Annotated in this window: 20 protein-coding genes and 1 pseudogene; 12 read left to right on the forward strand and 9 right to left on the reverse strand. The window is 59.4% G+C overall.

Annotated elements, in window-relative coordinates; genetic code table 11:
- Nucleotides 1-105: 105 nt before the first annotated feature.
- From L9O85_RS08340 to L9O85_RS08350, 4 genes and pseudogenes are all read left to right on the forward strand, one after another.
- Complete coding sequence (locus tag L9O85_RS08340) at nt 106-744, forward strand: DUF4241 domain-containing protein (RefSeq protein WP_195494902.1); 639 nt, start codon at nt 106-108, stop codon at nt 742-744.
- Between the two features lie 280 nt (nt 745-1,024).
- Nucleotides 1,025-1,285 (forward strand): annotated as a pseudogene (locus L9O85_RS15190) (DUF1016 N-terminal domain-containing protein); the annotation flags it as partial.
- A gap of 142 nt (nt 1,286-1,427) precedes the next feature.
- Entirely contained in the window at nt 1,428-1,886 is a 459-nt protein-coding gene (locus tag L9O85_RS08345) for a low molecular weight protein-tyrosine-phosphatase (RefSeq protein ID WP_195494901.1), read from the forward strand.
- Nucleotides 1,887-1,904: 18 nt separating this feature from the next.
- On the forward strand, nt 1,905-2,786 hold the full coding sequence (locus tag L9O85_RS08350; RefSeq protein ID WP_195447012.1) for a BRO family protein: 882 nt from the start codon (nt 1,905-1,907) through the stop codon (nt 2,784-2,786).
- Between the two features lie 385 nt (nt 2,787-3,171).
- On the opposite strand, the gene L9O85_RS08355 is transcribed toward L9O85_RS08350, so the two are convergent.
- On the reverse strand, nt 3,172-4,434 hold the full coding sequence (locus L9O85_RS08355) for a glycosyltransferase family 2 protein (RefSeq protein ID WP_108981169.1): 1,263 nt from the start codon (nt 4,432-4,434) through the stop codon (nt 3,172-3,174).
- Between the two features lie 321 nt (nt 4,435-4,755).
- Here L9O85_RS08355 and L9O85_RS08360 point away from each other — a divergent pair, with 321 nt between their 5' ends.
- From L9O85_RS08360 to L9O85_RS08370, 3 genes are read left to right on the forward strand one after another with little or no spacing between them, the layout of a single operon-like run.
- Nucleotides 4,756-5,868 carry an ABC transporter ATP-binding protein gene (locus tag L9O85_RS08360; protein ID WP_050624937.1) on the forward strand — a complete coding sequence of 371 codons (1,113 nt, stop codon included), beginning with the start codon at nt 4,756-4,758 and terminating at the stop codon, nt 5,866-5,868.
- Nucleotides 5,869-5,874: 6 nt separating this feature from the next.
- Nucleotides 5,875-6,501 carry an ABC transporter permease gene (locus L9O85_RS08365; RefSeq protein WP_050624938.1) on the forward strand — a complete coding sequence of 209 codons (627 nt, stop codon included), beginning with the start codon at nt 5,875-5,877 and terminating at the stop codon, nt 6,499-6,501.
- Nucleotides 6,498-8,033, forward strand: a complete 1,536-nt coding sequence (locus L9O85_RS08370; RefSeq protein WP_050624939.1) for a glycine betaine ABC transporter substrate-binding protein — start codon at nt 6,498-6,500, stop codon at nt 8,031-8,033. The genes L9O85_RS08365 and L9O85_RS08370 overlap by 4 nt, the downstream gene beginning before the upstream one ends.
- Nucleotides 8,034-8,167: 134 nt before the next feature.
- On the opposite strand, the gene tsf is transcribed toward L9O85_RS08370, so the two are convergent.
- Nucleotides 8,168-9,091 carry a translation elongation factor Ts gene (gene tsf, locus L9O85_RS08375; RefSeq protein WP_050624940.1) on the reverse strand — a complete coding sequence of 308 codons (924 nt, stop codon included), beginning with the start codon at nt 9,089-9,091 and terminating at the stop codon, nt 8,168-8,170.
- Nucleotides 9,092-9,184: 93 nt separating this feature from the next.
- Nucleotides 9,185-9,919, reverse strand: coding sequence for a 30S ribosomal protein S2 (gene rpsB, locus L9O85_RS08380; protein WP_050624941.1), 735 nt, complete (start codon nt 9,917-9,919; stop codon nt 9,185-9,187).
- A gap of 561 nt (nt 9,920-10,480) precedes the next feature.
- Here rpsB and L9O85_RS08385 point away from each other — a divergent pair.
- Nucleotides 10,481-15,166 (forward strand): S-layer homology domain-containing protein, encoded by a 4,686-nt coding sequence (locus L9O85_RS08385; RefSeq protein ID WP_301578384.1) that lies wholly within the window; start codon nt 10,481-10,483, stop codon nt 15,164-15,166.
- A gap of 79 nt (nt 15,167-15,245) precedes the next feature.
- Here L9O85_RS08385 and L9O85_RS08390 read toward each other — a convergent pair whose 3' ends face one another.
- From L9O85_RS08390 to L9O85_RS08405, 4 genes are all read right to left on the reverse strand, one after another.
- On the reverse strand, nt 15,246-15,512 hold the full coding sequence (locus L9O85_RS08390; RefSeq protein WP_050624943.1) for a YlmC/YmxH family sporulation protein: 267 nt from the start codon (nt 15,510-15,512) through the stop codon (nt 15,246-15,248).
- Nucleotides 15,513-15,652: 140 nt separating this feature from the next.
- On the reverse strand, nt 15,653-16,453 hold the full coding sequence (locus tag L9O85_RS08395; RefSeq protein WP_276756876.1) for a hypothetical protein: 801 nt from the start codon (nt 16,451-16,453) through the stop codon (nt 15,653-15,655).
- Complete coding sequence (locus L9O85_RS08400) at nt 16,447-17,154, reverse strand: ABC transporter ATP-binding protein (protein WP_050624945.1); 708 nt, start codon at nt 17,152-17,154, stop codon at nt 16,447-16,449. Before L9O85_RS08400 ends, L9O85_RS08395 begins: the two co-directional genes overlap by 7 nt.
- Nucleotides 17,151-17,522 carry a GntR family transcriptional regulator gene (locus L9O85_RS08405; RefSeq protein WP_050624946.1) on the reverse strand — a complete coding sequence of 124 codons (372 nt, stop codon included), beginning with the start codon at nt 17,520-17,522 and terminating at the stop codon, nt 17,151-17,153. The genes L9O85_RS08400 and L9O85_RS08405 overlap by 4 nt, the downstream gene beginning before the upstream one ends.
- A gap of 282 nt (nt 17,523-17,804) precedes the next feature.
- Between L9O85_RS08405 and L9O85_RS08410 the strand changes: the two genes are divergently transcribed.
- Nucleotides 17,805-19,133 (forward strand): acetyl-CoA hydrolase/transferase family protein, encoded by a 1,329-nt coding sequence (locus L9O85_RS08410; RefSeq protein ID WP_301578385.1) that lies wholly within the window; start codon nt 17,805-17,807, stop codon nt 19,131-19,133.
- A gap of 256 nt (nt 19,134-19,389) precedes the next feature.
- On the opposite strand, the gene L9O85_RS08415 is transcribed toward L9O85_RS08410, so the two are convergent.
- Nucleotides 19,390-20,097, reverse strand: coding sequence for a ClpP family protease (locus L9O85_RS08415; RefSeq protein WP_256181940.1), 708 nt, complete (start codon nt 20,095-20,097; stop codon nt 19,390-19,392).
- Nucleotides 20,098-20,239: 142 nt separating this feature from the next.
- On the opposite strand from L9O85_RS08415, the gene L9O85_RS08420 reads away from it, so the two are divergent.
- Genes L9O85_RS08420 through L9O85_RS08430 form a run of 3 tightly spaced genes read left to right on the forward strand, consistent with a single transcriptional unit; the run spans nt 20,240 to nt 21,502 of the window.
- Nucleotides 20,240-20,812, forward strand: coding sequence for a helix-turn-helix domain-containing protein (locus L9O85_RS08420; protein ID WP_050624949.1), 573 nt, complete (start codon nt 20,240-20,242; stop codon nt 20,810-20,812).
- Nucleotides 20,809-21,243, forward strand: a complete 435-nt coding sequence (locus L9O85_RS08425) for a hypothetical protein (protein ID WP_301578386.1) — start codon at nt 20,809-20,811, stop codon at nt 21,241-21,243. Before L9O85_RS08420 ends, L9O85_RS08425 begins: the two co-directional genes overlap by 4 nt.
- A 55-nt stretch (nt 21,244-21,298) precedes the next feature.
- The gene (locus tag L9O85_RS08430; protein ID WP_301578387.1) at nt 21,299-21,502 is read left to right on the forward strand and encodes a hypothetical protein; all 204 of its coding nucleotides are present in this window, start codon (nt 21,299-21,301) and stop codon (nt 21,500-21,502) included.
- Here L9O85_RS08430 and L9O85_RS08435 read toward each other — a convergent pair.
- The gene (locus L9O85_RS08435; RefSeq protein ID WP_050624952.1) at nt 21,483-22,343 is read right to left on the reverse strand and encodes a patatin-like phospholipase family protein; all 861 of its coding nucleotides are present in this window, start codon (nt 22,341-22,343) and stop codon (nt 21,483-21,485) included. The two genes, L9O85_RS08430 and L9O85_RS08435, sit on opposite strands and share 20 nt — an antisense overlap.
- Between the last annotated feature and the right edge of the window lie 321 nt (nt 22,344-22,664).

Here is a 22,664-nt window from a genome sequence, read left to right on the forward strand (position 1 = left end):
GATTGAAGTTCTGGGATGCAGTGGGTACAATAGTGATGGAGCAGTCATGGTATAGGGAGTTATAATACCGCTTGAAAGATTCATTGAATTCCAGAGGATGATAATATGGATGCACAGGACAATCTAAAGATCATACACACGGTAGATGGTGCCAGCTTGCAGAACCGATACGGCAAGTCTGTTATCCAGATCCATGACATCGGCCTCATCAGTCTGCCGACAGGCGAGATCGTGATGGCAGACCCAACATTGCGGTTCGAAATCGCTGATTTCAAACGGAAGGCGTTTCAGCAAAAGGTCCGTCCCGGTATGTATCCGGTGTTCGCATATACCGCCCATTCTGACGGGGACTGCGTACTTGCGTTTGCGGAGATTTGTTTTACAGATCGTCCTCCAGTGACTTTCACAGCGGCGAAAACGCTATGGGATACTGAGCGGTCCCGCCGCAGGAACTGCGGCTATGTTGTAAGCGAGTCGACAACGGGATTTATGGATGGCCAGTATTTCAAAGATGCCTGTATGAAATCTGAGTTTTCAGATTTGGAGCATGAGATGGTCCTGGATGAGATTCTGGAGGAGAATCAGGAGCGCTGGGGAATACGCTGCGCAGCCGGGATCTCTCCGGACGGCAGTTACTCAGCGGCCCTTTTTACCGTTCCAAGCGGCGTCTACTACTGGTACTGGGGAAAGGACCAGAAAGGCAAGATCTGCTGCTTGGTGGCTGACTTTTTTACATACCTTTGAGTTGCTTTAACATTGTATCAATAAAAAAGAGTATATCCCAGAGGAGGCCGCGGCTGTCAAGAGGCGCGGCATATCCTTCTCTGAAATTAAATCGTACAAGCTATATGGTCGGTGGAAGCCGTAAAGGAAAGTGCGGAATGTTCTTCCGCGTTTCCCTTTGCGGCGTTCTTTACCAAGGCGGATACGCCGGAAAGGAGCAGCTATGAACATCCGAAAACCAAGCGACTATTCTTCTCTGTATTCGGCCCTGGATGTCCTGATGGGTTCCGATCTGGCAGAGATGGAACTGTACTGTGAGATCGGCAGGGCCGTATGCGGCAGAACGGAGAAGGGCGCAGCAGTCATGGCCGCTGAATACCTCCAGTCGAGATACCCGGAGCGAAAGGGCTTTTCACCCCGTAATCTACGCCGTATGCGGTTGTTTTATCTGACCTATGGGAATACACCGGATCGGCTTGAAAAGGCGCTGAAGCTGGCGTGGACGCAGAATGTGACGATTTTGGAAGCCTGCGAAGCAGCGGAGGAACGGGCGTGGTATCTCAAAGCCGCACTGGAGTATGGCTGGGGCAAGACAGAATTGCTCAGACAGATCCAGAATGGCGCGTGGGGGCTTCATTGGCTCGACGAACCGGAGGATATCTGCTATACTGAAGAAAAAGAAACTGTAACGGAGTGCGGAGAACGTGAAAAAGATCCTTTTTATTTGCCACGGCAATATCTGTCAGAGCCCAATGGCCGAGTATGTTATGAAAGGCCTTGTGAGGAAAGCCGGCCTGGAGAGTCAATTCCAGATCGCCTCCGCGGCGACCAGCCGGGAGGAGATTGGGAACCCTGTCTATCCTCCTGCACAGCGCAAACTGGCGGAGCATGGAATCGGCTGTTCCTGCCACGCCGCACGACAGCTCGTGAACAGCGACTACGAGGAGTACGATCTGCTGATCGGGATGGATCGGGCCAACCTCCGGGATATGTACCGCATCTGCGGCGGAGACTTTATGGACAAGATGCGCCTCCTGCTGGATTACACCGACCGCCCCGGTCAGGAGGTAGCCGACCCTTGGTACACCGACAACTTCGAAGCTACATGGCGGGATGTGTCTGATGGGTGCCAGGGGCTGCTTGATCACCTGATGATAACATAGAGAAAGAGAGAAATGAGTATGGGCCTGGATGATAAGATTCAGCTTTTTGAAGATAAGCACATCCGCACTGCATGGGATGAAGAAAAAGAGGAGTGGTATTTTTCTATTGTCGATGTGGTGGCGGTTCTAACGGAGGCTCCGAACCATCAAGTGGCCAGAAACTATTGGAAGGTTACAAAAAAACGCCTTGTGGACGAGGGCTTTGAACCGGTTACATCTTGTAACCAGTTGAAAATGACCGCCGCTGACGGGAAAAAGCGGTTAACTGACGTAGCGGATACGGAACAGCTTCTTCGAATCATCCAATCCATCCCGTCACACAAAGCAGAGCCCTTCAAGCGTTGGTTGGCAGAAGTGGGCCGGGAACGCATTGAGGAAACGATTGATCCGGAGCTGACCATTGATCGCGCACTGGAAACCTATCTGAAGAAAGGCTATTCCCGCGAGTGGATCAACCAGCGCCTTCAGGCGATCCAGGTGAGAAAGGAACTCACCGATGAATGGGATGCCCGCGGTGTTCAGAAGGGTGTGGAATACGCCATTCTGACTGATGAGATATCCCGTGCGTGGTCAGGGATGACGACCCGGCAGTACAAAACGCTCAAGGGATTGACAAAAGAAAATCTCCGCGATAATATGACAACACTGGAACTTGTTTTGAATATGTTGGCTGAGGCTACGACTACAGAAATATCAAAGCAGAAAGAGCCGGTAACATTTAGCGAAAATATAGAGACTGCACGTGCCGGTGGAAAGGTTGCTGGCGATGCGCGGAAAGCAATTGAAGCGCAGACTGGTGTCCCAGTTATTACATCAAAGAATGCGGCCCAGCTCAGTCAGGTAGTTGTAGATATGATCGAGGGAAACGTCGCTCCATCTGGAGAAGATGCGGACTCATAAGTCTTTATACCTATCTGCTTCTGGCATATCGGTTCCGGCATAATTTTATAATGAAAAAGGCCTGAAAATCTATGCGAGAGATGGGGCCGAGTTTTGTAACCGTTGCGGCGCAAGGCTTTTATAGATCCAGGGTTCGGAATTGTTACCCCCTGCCAGCTCGTGGCAAGCGACATATCGCTTGCCACGAGCTTTTTCATTTCAATTGCAAAGCTCATCGCGCACTCATTCTGCCGCTCCCTTGCTCCTCCGTTCCAAATCGAATCCACTGCGTTTGGCTTCGATTTGGTGCCGCCCATCGGTCCCCGGAGCTTTTTGCAGGAGGGCTTTTCCCACAAACTGAGAGGACCGCCCATGGGCATGGGCGGTCCTCCTTTTTCCACATGTATCACCACTTCCGGGCCAGGACCGGCTCCGGCAGCACATTGCGGGTGTGCCGGATCTCCTCCCAGACCGTAGTCTGCTTGAAAAAACTCCCGATGGTGATGGGGAGCCAGCTCAGCAGGAAGAGCCAATAGACCAGCAAGCTCTTCCAAAGGCGGCGGTCCCACTTTCTCTCCACTGTCAGCACCAGGGCGCCGCTCAAGGTGGCGAACACCGCCGTCAGTCCCACGTTCAGCAGGATCGCGCCGCAGAACGCCCCTGCCGCGAAGGTGAAGGGCCGTCCGCTCAGGCCGGCCGCCGCGGCCGCGGCCAGCGTATTGACCACCGCCACCAGCTGATAGGCCGGGATCAGCATCGTCATGCCTATGTCCAGAAGCGCTCCCCGGGGGGCCGCTGTCATCTGGCGTCCGGTCCGTGGCAGGTACTGCCGCGCCACCTGGATGGTGCCGCTGCTCCACCTCCTGCGCTGCTTTACCGACTCCCGGTAAGTCAGGGGCTGCTCGTCATAGGTGACGGCCAGCGGCACCCAAGCCACCTGCACGTCCGCCAACACGCACTGGGCGGTCATCTCCAGGTCCTCGCTGATGGTCTCCGTCCGCCAGCCCCCCAGCTTCTTCAGAGTAGAGGCGGCCACCATGAAGCCTGTGCCGTTGATCATGGCGGACAGCCCCAGTCCGGCTTTCCCCTGGTTGTGAAAGCGGTCCATCATCCAGTAGTAGATGGAGTAGCATCCCGAGATGGCGCTGTCATAGGGATTTTTGCTGTCCCGATAGCCCTGGGCCGCCCGGGCCCCGGCCCGATAGGCATTGTTCATCTCCTTTAGGAAGCACCGGTCCACCACATTGTCCGCGTCAAAGACGCAGAAGGCGTCATAGTGCCGCCCGGAGAGCTGCTCCTCCGCGAAGCGGAGCACCTCCCCCTTTGACCGGACCGGCACGGTGCACTCCAGCACCTCCGCCCCGAACTGTCGGGCGGCCAGCGCTGTGTTATCCGTACAGTTGTTGGGGATCACATAGATGTCATACAGCTCCGCCGGATACTCCTGCTCCAGCAGGCTGTTGATCAGCGGACCAATGACCAGTTCCTCGTTTCTGGCCGCGATCAGCACCGCGAACCGGGTGCCGGCGGGGTGCCGGCCGTAGTCCATGGGCCTGCGCCAAGACATCAGGCCCGTCAGCAGATAGTATCCGCCCCACAGAGAGATCCCCACCGACAGCGCGGCGGTCAGCACCAGGACCGTCCTGACCAGGATGATTTCCAGATTCATGCGCTCGCCTCCTTTGCTGGTTCGAGTGTACCAGACGTTTTTTAAGGACAGGCCCGGGATATGGTTAAGATTTTATAAAAAGTTTCTTAATTTCCCAGTTTAATTCCATATTTATGTCATCCGACCCATATTTACATTTTGTTTATTTGACAGTTTTTTCTGGTACTGCTATAATAAAGTTGTAATGTTACCCAATTTTCTACCTGGAGCAGAGGGCTCTCCCCCTCCATCCCGCACCTGATACCTGAAGGGCGCCCCTCCGGTGCCGTTCTCGTTGGCCCGCTGGCCGGTCTCCGGCCACACCGGAAAAGGAGGTCTCATTTGTTAAGATTCGACCATGTATCCCTGTCCTACGGCAGCCAAAAGATCCTAAACGATCTGTGTTTTGAAATTGAGGAGGGGCAGTTCGCCGTGCTCATCGGCCCCTCCGGCTGCGGTAAGACCACCACACTGAAGATGATAAACCGTCTGATCCAGCCCGACACAGGAAAGATCTATCTGAACGAGGAGGACATCACCTCCAAGGACAAGGTGGAGCTGCGCCGCCACATCGGCTATGTGATCCAGCAGATCGGCCTGTTCCCCAACATGACGGTGGCCCAAAACATCTGCGTGGTGCCCAAGCTGCTGAAGTACTCCAAGGAGCAGTGCGACCAGATCGTCCGCGACATGCTCGCCATGGTGGAGATGCCCTATGAGCAGTACGCCAACAAGTACCCCTCGGAGATGTCCGGCGGACAACAGCAGCGCATCGGCATCCTCCGGGCACTGGCCGCCTCCCCTCCCATCGTCCTGATGGATGAGCCCTTCAGCGCCCTGGACCCCATGACCCGCCGCTCCCTGCAGCAGGAGGTGAAGGGCCTCCAGCAGAAGCTGCACAAGACCTTCATCTTCGTCACCCACGACATGGCGGAGGCTCTGGATCTGGCCGACGTCATTATCTTCATGGACCACGGCAACATCGTCCAGATGGCGCCTCCGGAAGAGATGCTGGCCCACCCCGCCAGCGGACAGATCCAGGACTTTTTGGGCAATTTCATCGACACCCACGCTCAGAAGGAGCTCACCGCCGCCGACTTCATGCGCTCCGGCGTGTCCACCGTTTCCGCCCGCCGGGGCGTCAACGAGTGCGTCAGCAAGATGCAGCGGCGCAACGTGGACACCCTGATCGTGGTGGACGACCAGGACCGCTATCAGGGCACCGTGTCCATTGCGGACATCCGCCTCACCGGCCATGTGGTCAAGACCATCGAGCCCCTGATCCGCTGCAACACCCCCACCGTCCACACGGGGGACAGCGCCAAGGACTGCTTCGACCTGCTGATCTCCAGCGGCGCCCCCTACCTCATCGTCCTGAACGAGGAGGAAAAGGTGGACGGCATCATCACCAAGACCAGCATGACCTCCGCTATGGCGGAACAGCTTTGGGGGTGAGACACATTGGGATGGGATAAACTTCCTGTGGCCATCGGCCAGCATCTTCTGTTCACCCTGGTGTCCGTCGCCATCGGCTTTGCCCTGGGCCTTGTGCTGGGCATCCTGCTGTCACGGCGGCCCAAGCTCTCCGGAGTAGTCCTGCCCGTCTTGTCCGTCTTCAACACCATCCCGGGCATCGTGTTCATCGGTCTGCTGGTGCTGGCCTGGGGGGCGGGCACCGCAACGGTACTGGTTGCCCTGGGCATCTACGCCACTTTCCCGGTGCTGAAAAACACCTATGCCGGCTTGGTATCCGTGGACCAGCAGTACATCGAGGCTGCCCGTGGCTGCGGCATGAGCGCCATACAGAGCCTGATCCGGGTGGAGCTGCCCCTGGCCATGCCCACCATCATCGGCGGGCTACGCATGTCCACCGTCTACACCGTCAGCTGGGCGGTACTGGCCTCCATGATCGGCGGCGGCGGCCTGGGGGACTTCATCTACTCCGGGATCAGCTCCAATGACAACGGCCTCATCCTGATGGGTGCCATCCCCGCCGCCCTCCTGGCTTTCGTGCTGGGCTCTCTGGTGGATCTGGTCCAGCGTCAGGTGGTCCCCAAGGGGATGCGGAAGGGAGGGGATAAGGTATGACCGCTTCCATGATCTTAGAGCACCTGTCTCTGGTGGTCGCCGCCCTCATCTTCGCCGTCCTGGCGGGTGTTCCCCTTGGCATCCTCTGCCACTTTTATCCTGCTGCCCGGAAGATCGTCCTCCGAGTGGTGGACCTGATCCAAACCACCCCCGCCTTGGCACTGCTGGGCATCATCATGGTGTTCATCGGTCCGGGCAAGCCCACTGTCATCGTGGGTCTGGCCCTCTACTCCCTGCTGCCCATCGTCCGCAACACCTGCCTGGGGCTGGACCAAGTGCCTGAGCACCTGATCGAGGCGGGCAGGGGCATGGGCATGACCCGTACCTACCGCCTCGTCCATGTGGAGATCCCCATCGCCGCCCCCATCATCTTCACCGGCATCCGCATTGCCGCAGTCAACGCCATCGGCACCGCGGTCTTTGCCTCCTTTGTGGGCGGCGGAGGCCTGGGCAGCGTCATCACCACCGGCATCCGCCAGGAGGACATGCAGGCCATCCTGGGCGGCACCGGCGTACTCATGGCGGCGGCCCTGGTTCTGGACCTGCTGATGGGCATGGCGGAGCGGTATCTCAACAGCCGGGACAGCCAGCGCCCCAGGGGCCGCAGGATGGCCGCCCGGGGAGCTGCCGTCCTCTCCTGTGCGGCGGCCCTGGCCCTGTGCGTGTACGCCTTCCTGCCCAAGAGCACCGCCGGCCTGCTCCTCTATGAGGGCCAGTTCTCCGAGGTACAGCTGGTCAACAGCATGATCAAGCAGTTGGTGGAGGACCGCCATGGCATCCCTGTCACCATCCAGGACGAGATGACCGCGGTGAACAACTTCAACGCCCTCACCGCCGCCAATCACTCCTGCGATCTGATGTACACGTGGGACGGCACCCTCCTCACCACCATCATGGGGCTGGACACCACCGATATCCCAGAGGGACAGACCCTCTACGACTTTGTCAACGAGAAGATGAATGAGGAGTACGACCTCCAGCTGCTGGGCAAGATCGGTGTCAACAACACCTACGTCATCGGTGTCACTCAGGAGGTGGTGGATACCTACCACCCGGAGACCATCAGCGACCTGGTGCCCATCGCCGGAGAGCTGCGCTTCTGCGCTGAGCAGGACTTCTTCACCGACGCGGGCAACATGAAGTTCGGTCCCATGGTGGAGACCTACGGCCTGAACTTCCAGGTGGCCAACCCGGTGGACATTATGATGAAGTACACCCTGATCGAGCAGGGCGCTTACGATGTGATGGTGGTCTACGCCACCGACGGCCTGAACAAACGGGCCAATCTGACTCTTCTGGACGATGACCAGCACTTCTTCCCCGACTACTACGGCACCATTCTGGCCCGCAGCGACGTATTCGAACGCTTCGCGGAGGATGCTCCCGGCCTCAAGGAGACCATCCAGCTCCTCAACGAGCAGTTCACCGACGAACTGATGAGTGAGCTCACCTATCGGGTGGACGTGGCGGGCGAGGAGGTGGAGACCGTCGCCCACGACTTCTTGGTCCAGTCCGGTCTGCTGGATGCCTGATGTCCTTTTGATCCCCTGCCGAATCCTGCGGCGGGGGATCTTCTATTGTGGAAAAACTAAAAGAGAGCCCGAGGCAACTCTCATTGCCTCGGGCTCTCTCCATCAAGTTATCTGTCAGGCGCTGTAAAGCGGTCTTACTTAATCATGCTGGCGACCTCGGCGGCGAAGTCGTCCTCTTTCTTCTCGATGCCCTCGCCGGTCTGGAAGCGGGTGAAGGCCTTGACGGTGATCTTGCCGCCCAGCTGCTTGGCCACCTCAGCCACGTGCTTCTCCACGGAGATCTTATTCTCCTTGACGAAGGCCTGCTGGAGCAGGCAGTTCTCCTCGTAATACTTGCCAATGCGGCCCATGACCATCTTCTCGATGATATTCTCGGGCTTGCTGGCATTCTTGGGGTCCTCCTTGGCCTGGACCATCAGGATCTCCTTCTCCTTGTCCAGGGTGGCCTGATCCACGTCGCTCTTGTCCAGGAAAGTGGGGTTCATGGCGCAGATCTGCATGGCCACATCCTTGCCCACCTCGACGACCTTGGCCATGTCAGCGATGCCCTCCACGGCCAGGTTCACCAGCACGCCGACCTTGCCGCCCATGTGGATATAGGGCACATTGACGCCCTCGGCATAGCGGACGAAGCGGCGGATCTGGATGTTCTCCCCGATGGAGAGCACCTTGTCGGCGGTGACGGAGGCGATGGTGCGGTCGGTGCCGGGGTAGGTCATCTCCTGGAGTGCGGCCACATCGGCGGGGTCCTCGGCGGCGATGACGGAGGCCACGTCCTTGACAAAGCCCTGGAACACCTCGTTCTTGGCCACGAAGTCGGTCTGGGAGTTGACCTCCACCACGACGCCCACGCCAGCCTCATTGACGATGGCGTAGGAGACGCCCTCGGCGGCCACCTTGCCGGCCTTCTTGGTCTGGGCGGCAAGGCCCTTCTCACGCAGCCACTCGATAGCCTTGTCCTTGTCGCCGTCAGCGGCGGTCAGCGCCTTCTTGCAGTCCATCATGCCCACGCCAGTCATCTCGCGCAGGGCCTGTACGTCTTTCGCGGTAAAAGCCATTTGTATTACCTCCATAAAATATGATCGTTTTTTCTCTGGAATACAGAAAGAGAGCGCCCGCCCGTCCGTCGGGCGGGCGCTTTGGGTCAAGGCTTACTGCTCCGCGGCGGCGGGAGCGGCCTCCTCAGCAGCGGGGGCCTCATCCTGGCCCTGCTTGCCCTCCTGGATGGCGTTGGCCATGACGGAGGAGATCAGCTTGATGGCGCGGATGGCATCGTCGTTGCCGGGGATGACGTAGTCGATCTCATCGGGGTCGCAGTTGGTGTCCACGATAGCAACGATGGGGATGTTCAGCTTGCGGGCCTCGTTGATGGCGTTGCGCTCCTTGCGGGGGTCCACCACGAACAGGGCGCCGGGCAACTTCTTCATCTCAGTGACGCCGCCCAGGTACTTCTCCAGCTTGGCGATCTCGCCCAAGTGCTTCATGACTTCCTTCTTGGGCAGCATGTCGAAGGTGCCGTCCTCCTGCATCCGCTTGAGCTGATTCAGGCGGTCCACACGGCCCCGCATGGTCTTGAAGTTGGTGAGCATGCCGCCCAGCCAGCGGGCGTTCACATAGTACATGCCCACGCGGGAAGCCTCTTCCTTGATGGCCTCCTGGGCCTGCTTCTTGGTGCCCACGAAGAGCAGGGTCTCGCCCTTCTCGCCCAGCTCACGGACGAAGTTGTAGGCCTCCTCCAGCTTCTTCACGGTCTTCTGCAGGTCGATGATATAGATGCCGTTGCGCTCGGTGTAGATGTAAGCGGCCATCTTGGGGTTCCAACGACGGGTCTGGTGGCCGAAATGCACGCCGGCCTCCAGCAGCTGCTTCATAGATACGACTGCCATGATTCTTGTTTCCTCCTAAAATTCAGTTTGATCTTTCCGGGCGCCTCATATTCCCCGCCAACCCGGCCGAGGCCGGGCACTGGGCGGAAAATCAGCACTCCCAGGCATAATGCGCTGGTAGTATATCACAGTTTTCCGCCGAATACAAGTATTTTTTGAAAAAAGTGAGCGGGCAGCTCCCCTTTTCCGCCTCTGCCCTGCCCTTCAGGAAATTTCTTCAAATTTCGCAAAAGCAAAAAAGAAGTGTTCCCTTGAAAACAGTCCGCACCTGTGCTATACTTCTTTTAAAAATAACATAATAATTATTTTGAATATTATTGCTCACGTATCGGGAACCAGGAGATCAGCTGGAGGGTCTTTTCTTCTTGTAAAAAATCGTAATTTAAATTTCATGATCATGCCCATATGGGCATGATCCATCTTCAATCTTGAAGATGGCAGGCGTTTTCCCACTAAATGCGCCTTAATTATAGACGTAATTTATATTTCGTTTTATTGAATCAGCGGTATCATCCGCTTATTCATACAGCAGACCCTATTTTTTGTAAAGGAGTGTTATGCATGAAAAAACGGCTTTTGGCCATCGTGATGACGATGGCCATGGCACTGTCTCTGCTCCCTGTCACAGCACTGGCTGACGGTGCGGACACCGGCAGTCAGCCCGCGGGGCAGGTGCAGGAGGACCCCGATCTGGGGAACACCGGAGGCGGCGGGGACGATCCGCTTCCCGGGGACGGCCCGGACGAGGGGGACGATCCCACCCTGCCCGGGGGCGGCCCGGACGAAGGGAATGATCCCACCCTGCCTGGGGACGGCCCGGACGAGGGGGACGATCCCAGCCTGCCTGAGGATGAAGATCCTTCCCTCCCGCCCCCCAACAATACGATCCCTATGGCAGACCTCGCAGTTGCGGCGGTTGACGACTCCGTTACCATGAACGGTACACCTTACGACTCCCTCTCCGAGGCCCTGAAGGCTGTATCCTCTTCTGAGAACGCCGTCATTTCTCTGCCCTCCGGCGAGCACACCATTGACAGCGTCACCTTTGAGAATGGGGAGCATGTCACCATCCTCGGCAACGGGGAATCTGAGACCACCATCAGCGTCAATGGACAGGTGGCCTTCCACCTTGTCAACGACGATGCCTCCCTCACACTGGAGGACCTCACGGTCGTTGTCAATGACAACTCCAAGAATGGTGCCCGGGTCGTCAGAATGGTGAACGGCGATGACATGTCCTTCTCGGCAGAGAACGTGACCTTTGAAACCCCGTCTGAGGCCGCCAGCACTAACAACATCGCCCTCTATATCAATGGCGCCTGGAATGAATCCGGCTTGACTCAAAGCAGCGGCGTCAATGTCAGCCTGACCAACTTTACCTATGAGGATGACTCCGCACATTCCGGCCTTTATTTCCAGAATTACTCCGACATTGACCTTTCTGTCCAGCAGAGCAGCCTCACGGTGGACAAATACGCCATCAACATTCAGGCCAACACGGCCGCATCCATCGACATCTCCGGCTGTGAGATCCAGGGCTGGACGGCTTACTATGCTTACTCCTGCAACACCAACACTACCATCACCGACAGCACCCTAATCGGGATCAACCATTTTTCCGGTCCGAGCAACAATTTCGGAACCATCGTACTGGACGGCGGCGAACTTCAGGATATCCCGGAAGGGGACTCCGGCTTTGGGAACACGCTGTACATCACGGACAGCGATATCCAGGCCAAGACAACTGCCGGAAATTATCAGGTGATCGTTTCCTGCAACTATGGCGCTTCAGCCAACAAAATTGTCTTTTCTGACTGCACCTTCCAAGCGGAGGGCACCGCCAATGGGAACGATCTGATCCCTCTGTACGGCAGTTCTGGCCAAGGAAACCAGCTCATAGTAGACGGGCTTTCCATGAACACCGATTCTGAAAACTATCTGGAGCTCATCCCAGCTGCGAAAATCGGGGACCAGGGGTTTGGTACTCTGGAAGCGGCCGTGGAAGCCGCGGACGGCGATACCATTGTAATGCTCACTGATGTGGCAGAAGATATCACCATCCCCGAAGGCAAGATCCTCACCCTGGACCTGAACGGCCAAACCCTGACCAATGTGTCCAGCCACACCATCGTCAATCAGGGCACCCTGACCATTCTGGACAGCGCCGGCGGCGGTGTGGTGGATGTGGTCACCCATGGCAAGGCAGTTCTGTACAACTACGGCACCATTACCGAGATCTCCGGCGGTATGTTCACCCGCAGCAAGGAGACTCAATATCCCGTCTCCGGCGGCACCGCCGCTAATTCCTGGTACACTGTGGTCAACGGCGGTGTCATCGAGGAGATCTCCGGGGGCACCTTCACCACCGGTGATGGCACTTCCAAAGCCCTCGGAAACCTCTCCAGTGTGATCCGAAACGGAGTGGATGATTCCGCTGATCCGCATCCTGGGGAGATCAAACTGATCTCCGGTGGCACCTTTACCGGCGCTGCCAATGTGCTGAAAAATGAACCCAACGGCAAAATCGGCACGATCACCGGAGGCACTTTTACCATGGACAACCAGGAGCAGCACTTCTGGGGCGGCAACAATGTGCTCCAGAACTACGGCACCATCGACTCCATCACAGGCGGCGCCTTCCGAGCCATTGGAAGCAGCGATGACGGATATCTTATCGCTGGACAGCCCAACCCCGCAGCCCGCTATGGCATCACCAACTACGGCATGATCGGCGAAATGGGCGGAGATGTCTCCGTGTCCGTCGCCGGGAATTCCAGGGCCGTTTATGTGGCTTATTCCTCCTCCGTCGGCGGCACCAGTTCCCTCAACATCACCGGCGGCACCTACGCCGTCACTCCCGCCGAGGGGACCGAACAGAATACCTTCCCCCCCGCTGTGATCATGGCCAACTCCGCACAGGCGGCTCTGAACATTTCCGGCGGCTCTTTCCAGGGCGATATCCAGACCGGGACCGCCCATGGCCTGAGCATCTCCGGCGGCTATTTCACCGCCGATCCTACCAGTTATCTTGTCAGCGGCAAGGATGCCGTAGCCAGCAATCAGGATGGCTACCAGTACATGGTGGGCACGCTGGCCCTGAGCCAGCAGACCCTCGCCCTGACCAAGGGCGGCGAGGCTGTCCTGTCTGTCAATGCCGAGCCCTGGGGCGCTGTGCCTGCTTCCGCTGTGTCCTGGTCCAGCGACAATGAGGCTGTGGCCGCCGTGGACAACGGCACTGTGACCGCTGCGGCTCCCGGGACGGCTACCATCACCGCTGAGGTAAACGGAAAATCACTGACCTGCTCCGTCACAGTCAGCTACGCCGGTGTGGACGGCATCTCCCTGGACCGCGCCGCCCTGACACTCGTCAGCGGCGGCAGCACTGCCCTGACCGCCACCGTCTCCCCTTCCAATGCAGACCAGACGGTGACCTGGACCAGCAGCGACGAGGCCGTTGCCACTGTGGCTCAAGACGGCACCGTCACCGCCGTGGCCGCCGGTGAGGCCATCATCACTGCTTCTGCTGGCGCTTACCGCGCCTCCTGCACTGTCACCGTCACCGGGGCGGACGTAGACGTTCTCCCCAGCACCGAGCCTACCGAGACTGAGGACCAGCTGCCTGACGGCCTGAATGATGAGGTCAAGGAGGCCGTAAACGAGGCGGCCGGCACTGTGAATGCGGACTCCGCCCTGTCTCAGGCAGCCCAGGAACAGGCCGGCCAGCTGGCCGACAGCGCAGAAAAGGACGAACTGCTACAAAAAGGACAGTCCGAACTTGGGAGCGAGGAGATTGTCCTCTATACTCAGACCTATCTGCAGGTCACCACAGTAGACGCTCTGACCGGTACGGACGGCAGTATTAACTCCGTCACCCTGGACATCTCGCCCAAGGGACAGGTGGTGGCCTCCACCGCCAGCACCGCAGGCGATATCAACCAGGGCAACTCCGTGGTGGTCAAGGAGATCCCCCAGGAGGATCTGAACATCACTGGAACCGCTCATGTCACCCTAACCCTGCCCGACGACTTTGCCAGCAAGACCATCTATATCAAGCATCAGGCCTCTAACGGCAGGACCTATTTTTACACCGCGGAGGCGGATGAGGGAGCCAATCTCACCTTCAGCACCCGCCACGGCTTCAGCCCCTTCACCTTCTCTCTGACCAACGAGGCAGCGGCCCAGGTGGAAGATGTGGGTTACGCTGATCTTCAGGACGCTATCGACGCGGTTGCTGACGGAGGCACTATCACCGTGCTGAAGGATGGCCTGGGCACGGTCACCATTCAGGGCAGTAAGACTTTTACCCTGGTCAAGGGTGAGGACGTCGATACCCTGCCCACTCTGGTGGCCGCCTCCGGGTACCGTCTGACGGATCACGGCAACGGTTCCTATACCATCTCCCGCCGCTCTTCCGGCGGCGGCTCCAGCGGCTCCGCCACCTACACGGTCAGCGTGGACAGCAGCCGCCACGGCGACGTCACTGTCTCCCCCAAGAGCGCCTCCAAGGGCACCACGGTCACCATCACTGTCAAGCCCGATGACGGCTATGAACTGGATGAGCTGACCGTCACCGACAAGGACGGGGACTCCATCAAGCTCAAGGACAAGGGCGACGGCAGGTTCACCTTCACCATGCCCGCCTCCAAGGTCACGGTAGAGGCCGTCTTTACGGCTCTGGAGCAGGAGGAGGAACAGCCCCTCTTCTCCGATGTGGCAGAGGACGACTGGTACTATGATGCAGTGGCCTATGTGGCCGAAAACGGCATCATGTCGGGCACCGATGGCTCCCGCTTCTCCCCCAACGGCACACTGACCCGTGCCATGCTGTCCCAGATCCTCTATGCTATGGAGGACAAGCCCGCTGTCTCCGGCGCGGCCACCTTCTCCGATGTGGCCGCCGGCGCATGGTACGCCGATGCGGTGAACTGGACCGCGGCCCAGGGCATCGTGGCCGGCATGGGTGAAAATTCCTTCGCTCCTGATGCCCCGGTGACCCGGGAGCAGCTGTCCCTGATCCTCTATGGCTACACCAGATACAAGGGCTATGACACCAGCGCCTCCGTCAGCCTGAGCGGTTACGCCGACCGGGACAGCGTCGCCGTCTGGGCGGCCGACTCCATGGGTTGGGCCGTGTCCGAGGGCCTGATCTCCGGCAGACCCGGAGGCTATCTGGACCCCGCCGGCACCGCCACCCGGGCCGAAGTGGCCCAGATCCTCATGAACTTCTGTGAGGATCTTGCTCGCTGACCTCCCCCCTTTTTGTTCCCCTCATAGGGAAAGGCCCGCCGGTCTGTGACCGGCGGGCCTTTCCCGTTCCGCGCCTCTCTCACCGGCGGCGGCGCAGTGCCCGAGGCTGGGGCTCCTGCTCCACCAGGATGATGTCCTCCCCAAACCGCCGCACCCGGTCCCAGGGGATATAGCGGTCCTCCTCCCGGCCCAGCAGGCCGAACAGCCGCAGCCGCCCCGGCACCACCAGGGCCCGGACCTGCCCGCTCTCCAGGTCCACCTCCATGTCCCCCACATATCCAAACCGGCTGCCGTCGGTGACGCTGATGACCTCCTTGTACCGCAGCTCCGCGATCCTGGTCTCCATGCTCGGACCTCCTTCCAGGGGATGTTCTTCCTGCCCTCAGATTATGAGCTGCGGGCCCGTCCTATGCCCCGCCTGCCCGCAAAAAAGAGGGGGGCGCCGCGCAGTCCGCGGCGCCCCCCTTGAAAACGGTCCGGCATCCCTTATTCCAGGTTCAGATGGTTTTTCAGGAGATACCGGGTCAGAACAAAGAACCCGGCACCCAGCACCGCGATGCCCAGGATCAGCAGCCACATGAGCAGGTGTCCCCCCGTATCCCCCTTCAGCTCCATAAACCAGCGGCCGATCTCCGCCATCCAGGGGGAGGAGACGAAGATCTCCAGCATACCGGTAAAGAGGATATTCAGCGCCACTGCAAAGCCAAAATAGGCGCCGAAGGCTGCCAGGGTACGGTGCTTCCGGGCCAGGTGGCCCACCGCGATGCTGGCATAGATGTGCAGCATGCACACGGCGCCGGCGGCCAGACACAGGAGGAGCAGCTCCAGGAGGAGCAGCCAGTCGCTCCAGTCCACATATACGATCATGTCAAAAAAATCACCGGGCAGGTCGAGCCACATGGTGCCGTCCAGGGCCAGGGCCAGCACCGCCAGGATGGCGGCCGCCACAGAAAGCACGTCCAGCAGCACCGCCACAACCAGCTTGGCAGTGATATGCTGGGACACACTGGCGGGCAGGGTGAACATCAGGTATCCCTCGTCCCCCAGCAGATTTTTGGAAAAGCGCTGGATCTGGATGATCAGGGTCAGCACGAAGGCAGCCATAAAGAGTCCGAAGCACAGGGTGCTCATCGCCATAGTGATGATATCATAGAGCGTGGAGCTGAACCGCTCCAGGTTCCCCAGCAGGAAGTGGGTCAGCATCGCCGCCAGGATCAGGCCGCCATACATGGGGATACACACCCGCGCGACCGCCTTCCACTCGTATCGAATCAGTTTGCTCAGCATGCGAACACCTCCCGGAACAGAGTATCCACCGACTTGCCCGTCTCCTCCCGAATGGCGTCCACGTCCTTGTGCAGGACCATGACGCCCTCCCGGATAAAGACCACCTCGTCCAGCACCCGCTCGATGTCGGCGATCAGGTGGGTGGAGAGCAGGACACTGGCCTCCTCGCTGTAATTGGACAATATAGTGCCCAGGATGTAGTCCCGAGCCGCCGGGTCCACCCCGGCGATGGGCTCATCCAGCACATAGAGCTGGGCTTTCCGGCTCATAGTCAGGATCAACTGCACCTTCTCCTTGGTGCCCTTGGAGAGCACCTTCAGTCTCTGCCCCGGGCCGATCTTCAGGTCCTTGAGCATCTCGTCCGCCTTCACCTGGTCAAAATCCTTGTAAAAGTCGGAAAAAAAGGCCAGCAGGTCGGACACCCGCATCCAGTCGCTGAGGTAGGGGCGGTCCGGCAGATAGCTGATGATGCTGTGAGTGTAGGTCCCCGGCGCCTGTCCGTCCACCAGAACGGTCCCCTCGGTGGGAGTCAGCAGCCCGTTGATCAGCTTAATCATGGTGGTCTTTCCACTCCCGTTGGGGCCCAGAAGGCCGATGAATTTGCCCCTGGGCAAATTCAGGTCCAGACGGTCCAGGGCCGTCTGGCGGCCGAACCGCTTGGTCAGTCCCTGACAGACCACCAAATCGTTGTCTTGTCTCATGCGTTCTTCTCCTCTCTCTCCCGCTGGATCAGCCCCAGGACCTGCTCCTGGGTGAAGCCCAGCTGGGACATGCTCTCCAAAAAGGCACAGATCCGCTCCTCCGCGATCCGTTCCCTGATCTTTGTGATCATTTCCTCATCCTCCGTCACATACCGTCCGCTGGTCCGATTGGTGTACAGAAGGCCCTGGCGCTCCAGATCGGCCAGCGCCCGCTGCATGGTGTTGGGATTTACCCCGGCTTCCGCCGCCAGCTCCCGCACGGCAGGGACCTTGTCCCCCGCCTTCCGCTGCCCGCTGACGATCTGCATCATGATCTGGTCCACCAGCTGCTGATAGATGGGCCGGTCGCCTTCCAGCTGCCATTGCATGTCTGTGCTCCTTTCTGTTCGTATTATTGTATTAAGCAATTAGTACAATAATACATTGGTGCAAATTTGTCAACCCCTTTTTAAAAATTTCTCCCGATCCCATTTTGTGTTCCTGAGCAGGCCTCCTCTCTCCAGAGCGCTTTCTGTTTCCGGAGATATTTCTTATGCTCATTTCTATTTACAGAGTCCGCATTTCTGTGTACTATATGGGACATAGCAAATCACCGGCGGATCTCTATCGGGCCGCACCACACAGAGACAGAAACGGAGGACAAGGTCAATATGGAGCTTGACAGGAGCAAATTTGTGACACCGGAGGTGGCCGCGGAGAGGGCGGTCCGCTCCGGTGACTGGGTAGACTACGGCTTCGGCGGCGGATATCCGGAGTTGATGGACAGGGCGCTGGCCGCCCGGAAAGGCCGGCTGACAGACGTGAAGATCCGCGGCGGACTGGTCATCCGCCCCAGGATCGAGGTGGTGGAGTGCGACCCGGAGCAGATCTCCTTCCACTATTACAGCTGGCACCTGGGGGATTACGAGCGGAAGCTGCAGGCCCGTGGCCTGGTCCAGTTCCTGCCCATGATCCTGCGCTCCCTGCCCTGCCTCTACCGGGACCGGCACATCCGCTGCGACACGGCATTTGTCCCCGTCTCTCTGCCGGATGACCAGGGCTACTGCGGCCTGGGCATCTCCAACTACGCCTGGCGTACCATCTTCCAGTCCGCCCGCACGGTGGTCTTTGAGATCAACGAGCGCCTGCCCCGGCTGCAAGGGGTGGACGGCAGCCACCGCGTCCATCTCTCGGAGGCGGATTATATCGTGGAGGGTGAGCATGAACCCCTGCCCCTGCGCACCTACCGGGACCCCAGCCCCACTGATCTCAGGATCGCCCAGCTGGTGGCCCAGGAGATTCCGGACGGAGCGGTCCTCTCCCTGGGGGTGGGAAGCGTCCCCTTTGCGGTAGCAAGTATGCTGGCCGACTCCGACATCAAGGATCTGGGCTGTCACACCGGAACCATCAGCGACGCTTTTCTGCGCCTGTTCCAGAAGGGAAAGCTGACCAACAGCCGCAAGGAGGTGGACCGGGGATATGCAACCTGGAACCTGGCCATGGGCTCCCAGGAGCTCTACGACTGGCTGGACCGGGAGCCCGGACTGTTCCGCCCCAGCGATGTGGACTATGTCCACTCCCCGGAACGCATCGGGCAGATGAGCAATGTGATCAGCATCAACGGCGGTGTGGAACTGGACCTTATGGGCCAGGAAAACGCAGAGAGCGCCGGCGCCCGGCAGCTCTCCGGCATCGGCGGGCAGCTGGATTTCCTGGAGGGTGCCTTCCGGTCTAAGGGTGGAAAGGGCTTCATCTGCCTCAATTCCACACACCAAAAGAAGGACGGCACACTGAAGTCCAACATCGTCCCCTGCATCCCGGCGGGCAGCGTGGTCTCCGCCCCCCGTACCATGATCCAGTATGTGGCGACGGAGTACGGGGTCGTCAACCTCACCGGCCTGTCCCTGCTGGAGCGGGCCCAGGCTATGGCCTCCATCGCCCACCCAAGCTTCCGGGAGGAGCTCCTCCGCTACGCTGGCGAACATTTGGGGACCAGATAGGCTCCTGGCCTTTCCCGCAGTCTATCGCTCCTCCCCTTTAGTTCACTGTTCTCTTCAGAAAAGCTTCAGAGTACCGATTTATAAAAAAAGCTGTGAGGAAAATTCCTCACAGCTTTTTTGACTGCCCTGGTGTCCTCTCATCCGTCACTGCATCCGCCGTGACAACTCCCCCTATAAGATGGAGGCGGGAGGGGCCCCCCTCCCTTATGCAAGAACCGAAAGTATCCTCCGGGCCGCACCAGCTTTGATGGGTCCCCTACGGGGAAGGGGCGGCCCCGCTCTTCCGTTCCTCAATCATCTCGTGCAGACAGGATAGGGCATCTGACAAGCCGCCGATCCGGTCAATCAGCCCCAGCTCCACCGCCTCTTCACCGTAGATCACGCTGCCCACGTCGGCGGCCAGCTCTCCGGTCTGGAGCATCAGCTTTGTAAAGGTCTCCCTTTTTATGGAACTGTTGGCAGTCACAAATTGCAGGATACGCTCCTGGATGCGCTCAAAATAATAAAAGGTCTGGGGCACGCCGATCACCAGCCCATTCAGCCGCACCGGATGGATAGTCATGGCGGCGGATGGGGCGATAAAGGAGCGCTTGGCCGACACAGCCAGCGGCACGCCGATGGAGTGCCCTCCGCCCAGCACCAGGGACACCGTGGGCTTGGACATGCTGGCGATCAGCTCCGCGATGCCCAGCCCTGCCTCGATATCCCCGCCCACCGTGTTCAGCAGGACCAGAAGTCCGTCCACCTCCTCGCTCTCCTCCACCATGGCCAGCAGCGGCATCACATGCTCATACTTCGTGCTCTTGCTGGTGGGAGGCAGCAGCTGATGTCCCTCGATCTGCCCCACGATGGTGAGGACATGGACTGTACCGCGGCCGGTCCGAATGGTGGAGGACCCCATCTCCACGATGGGCTGGATGGCCTGCTCCATCTCCTGCTGCTCCCCCTGCTGGTTCTCCTCCATGATGCATTCCTCCTTTTTCAGAAGTAGCTTGCGCCGAAGTCCGGAATTTTACTCCTGATTTTCCCTCATTGGCCCTGTCTACTTTTCGTAGGTTGACTTTTTTCCGCCCCATGTCATAATAAAATAGAAAAGGAGGGGCTGTATGGACAACATACGCTTTGGGTCCTTTGTGGCCCAGCTGAGAAAGGAGCGGGGGCTGACCCAGAAGGAGCTGGCCCAGCGGCTCCACGTGACGGACAAGGCCGTCTCAAAATGGGAGACAGGACGGGGATTTCCCGACCTGAAGCTGCTGGAGCCCCTGGCCCAGACCCTGGAGGTCTCTCTGGTGGAGCTGCTCCAGGGGGAGCGGACCTCTTCCCCCACTCTGTCCGTAGAGGAGGCGGGACAGGTGGCGGCCCGCGCTATGGACCAGTACCAGCAGACCACCGTCCTGCGCTATCTCCGGCTGTTCCGGTGGGTCTGCACCGCCGCGGCGGTCTTCTGCTTCCTCTTTCTGCTGCCGTACCTGGTTTACGGCGTCTCCCAGCTCTACTTTCATTGGGTGATCGAGCCCCAGATGGGGGTCATCGGCAGCGCGGAGGGCCCCACCGTTATCATCACTTCCTCGGCTCCCCTGTTCCCCGCCTGGTTCCGGCCGGCACTGCTGGCCCTCCTGTGCGCCGCCTGCGGCGTACTGGTTTTCCGGCTCCACTGCCTGGAGAGGAGGCTGAAATGAAGCGCCTGTTCCCTCTCCTGCTGACGCTGCTCCTGTTCCCCCTGCCCGGCTGTGGGCTGGGGAATGGGATCCCCCGCGGTCTGGACTGGCAGGCCCTCACCGTCACTGACCAGAAGGGAGGCGCGCTGCTCTCCGCCGCCCCAGGCTGGGAAGGGGGAAAGGACGTTCCCCGTCTCTCCCTGTCCGTCCAGGTGGAGGCAGACAGCGTGGTCCTCACCCGACCGGAGACCGGAGAGCAATGGAGCGGCACCCTCGCCCCCGGCGAGGCCCTCTCCGACGGCACTACCGCCTACCCCCTGTCCTTCCCCGGCGCCGAGGCAGGCTGGGCGGTGTATGGTATCACAGAGCACACCGATGGCAGCCGGGAGGCCGCCCTCTATCTCACTGCCGGGGGCGTGACGGTCTACTGTACCGCCCCACTTTCTGACTAAAAAGAGACCGCCCCGCCGCCGTCCACATAGAATGGACTGCGGGGGGTGGTCTTTTTTGTCCCATATGTTTTCCCGAAATTCCTACATCCTTCTGGCGGCGGCCGTCCTGCTGGCCGTCCTCCTGGCCTGGGAGGCCGACGTGGACGAGCGGGGCCGCATGGCCGCCTTCTTCACTGTGCTGGGGGACGCCCTGGCTCTGCTGGCCCTCCAGCCCAGCTGTCCAGCTGCGGAGGACGAGGTCACGCCCTGTCCGGCGTGAGGAAAGCCCGGATCTCGTCCATTCGGTCCACCGCCTGCTGATACCCATCTCCCCACAGCATCCTCAGCTTTTTGGTATCCCGCTCGATGCGGGATACCTTGTGGGTGGACACCGGGGCCAGCACCAGTACCCTGCCCTCCCGCTCCAGCTGGAACAGGCGCTCCCGGCAGGTGTTGTACTGCTCTGCCCGCCGCGCCATAGCCCGGCAGAAGTTGGGATATTCCCGGTAGGTCCGCTCAATCACCGGCTGGAGCTTCTCCGGCCGGCGCACATAGCTCCGGGTCTTGCTCAGCACCACCACCACCCGGTCGCACCCCTGCTGGAAAGCCCGTTCATAGGGGATAGAGTCGGCCACGCCGCCATCCAGATAGGGCTGTCCATTCAGATGGTAGATGGGGAACATCAGAGGCAGGGCGCAGGTGGCCTGGAGCAGCAGGAATTTGTCATCCTCCCGCGGGACTGGCATATACTCCGCCTCCCCCGTGTTCAGGTTGGTCACCACCGCCTCCACCTGACCGGGATAGGCGGCAAAGGTCTGGTAATCAAAGGGGACAAGCTCGTTGGGGATGGTGTCATAGACGAACTCCAGGCCGAAGTAGCTCCTGTTGTGCCGGTCCGCCAGGTTGTTCATCCCCATATACCGCCGGTCCCCGGCGTACCGGGTCACGATCTCCAGGTTGCGGCGGGGCTGGCGGGAGATATAGCTCACCCCATAGGCGATCCCGGCGGACACCCCGATCACGTAGTCCACCATCACGCCGCCGTCCAGCAGGGCGTCGCACACCCCGCTGGAAAAAATCGTCCGGAGAGCTCCGCCCTCCAGCACCAATCCAGTCTTCATGATGAAACTTCCTTTCCAGGCCGGTGCCGCGCCCCCGGCGGCATCCCGTGGACATCCATAGTTTTTTTCATTGTATCCCCTTTGCCGCCCCCCGTCAAGGCACCTGTCATTATCTTCCCTCTTTCGGGTGGTTTTGACCGCTGAGCCCGGCGCGGCGCGCCAGGTCTTGCCGTCTCACACAGGGGCGTGTCCCATACACGCCCGATCCCGGCGATTTGTTCTGATGGAAGAACATCCCCCTCATTCATCACGGCAGCACTTCGTTCTGCCCGTTCTGTATCTAAATAAGATGATGTGGAGGATCTGCCTCAAAGCTCCTTT

Source organism: Lawsonibacter asaccharolyticus (genome assembly GCF_022453915.1).
Taxonomy (GTDB): Bacteria; Bacillota; Clostridia; order Oscillospirales; family Oscillospiraceae; genus Lawsonibacter; species Lawsonibacter asaccharolyticus.